A 1,106-nucleotide genomic window follows, 5' to 3' on the forward strand; every position below is an offset into this window, starting at 1 on the left:
GTGCAGCAGCTCGGAGGGTGTCGCCGACTTCCGAGCCGCCGCCGACACCCTCCGAGCTGCTGCACTGGCCGCCCGCCCCGGCGCCCGCACCGTGCCCCTGCCTGTAAACGCTGCCCACGCCATTGCGAACTGGCTCGACGACGCCGGCCTCACCGCCGAAGACGCCGGCGCCCCCGACCCCATCGCCCTCATCGCCGCCCTGCAGATCCTCTACCCCGACCACGCCCTCGCCAGCGGCGCCCTCGACCACGACGAGGCGGACGGGAGCCAGTCGTGACCGCCGCCCCGTACCGGATCCTCGTCACCGGCAGCCGCGACTGGACCGACACTGACGCCATCTGCGACGCCCTCGACACTGCCGTCAACGAGGTACCGCCCCACACCCGCGACGTGTGGCTCGTCGTCGGCGACTGCCCCAGAGGCGCCGACCACATCGCCGCCACCTGGGCCAACACAGCCGGACTGACCATCGAACGCCACCTCGCCCGATGGACCACCCACGGCCGAGCAGCCGGCCCCATCCGCAACGCGGCCATGGTCCGCTCCGGCGCCGACCTCTGCCTCGCCTTCCAACGCGACCACTCCCGCGGCACCACCCACACCATCACCCTCGCCCGACGAGCCGGCATCCCCATCCGGCTCTGGACCCAGAACGGAAACCCGCAATGAGCGAGCCGTACCCCGCCGCGATGGAGTGGCTCGTCCAGCAGCGATGGGTCGTCGAACACCGCGGCGACACCGACTGGCTGATCGCCAGCACCCACTACAGCAGCCACGACAAAGCCATCGCCTGCCAGGCCCGCCGTCAGCAGCAGTTCCCCGACCGCGAGCACCGCATCGTCCGAGTCACCACCACCTACGCCATCGAGCCCACCTCGTGACCACGCAGCTGGCCCTGTGGGAGCCGGAGCCATGCGACACCGCCCCGGCCCCCACCCGGCCACCGTCTCCCAGGACAACTGGCGCCGACCGACTCCGCGAACTCCGCCAACGCCGCATCGAACCCGAGGCCGGCCGGGCCGCCGGGGGCTGGCGGCGGTGGACGCCGAGCGGCGACGACATCCGCATCACCACCCTCCGACCGTCTGCGAGGTACCTCTGATGCC

Annotated in this window: 3 protein-coding genes; all 3 read left to right on the forward strand. The window is 72.2% G+C overall.

The annotated features are described in order from the left end of the window. Positions 1 to 277, forward strand: a 277-nt coding sequence (locus tag HYE82_RS38795) for a hypothetical protein (protein WP_179178547.1), incomplete at its 5' end; no start/stop codon positions are given. Next, on the forward strand, positions 274 to 669 hold the full coding sequence (locus tag HYE82_RS36695) for a DUF2493 domain-containing protein (RefSeq protein ID WP_179178548.1): 396 nt from the start codon (positions 274 to 276) through the stop codon (positions 667 to 669). The genes HYE82_RS38795 and HYE82_RS36695, both read left to right, overlap by 4 nt. Beyond that, complete coding sequence (locus HYE82_RS36700) at positions 666 to 881, forward strand: hypothetical protein (protein WP_179178549.1); 216 nt, start codon at positions 666 to 668, stop codon at positions 879 to 881. The genes HYE82_RS36695 and HYE82_RS36700 overlap by 4 nt, the downstream gene beginning before the upstream one ends. Positions 882 to 1,106: the final 225 nt, after the last annotated feature.

The sequence above is a fragment of the Streptomyces sp. BR123 genome (assembly GCF_013401435.1).
Classification (GTDB): Bacteria; Actinomycetota; Actinomycetes; order Streptomycetales; family Streptomycetaceae; genus Streptomyces.

Coding starts and splice junctions, on each gene's coding strand:
- HYE82_RS36700 (WP_179178549.1), top strand. CDS start 666: ATGAGCGAGCCGTACCCCGCCGCGATGGAGTGGCTCGTCCAGCAGCGA.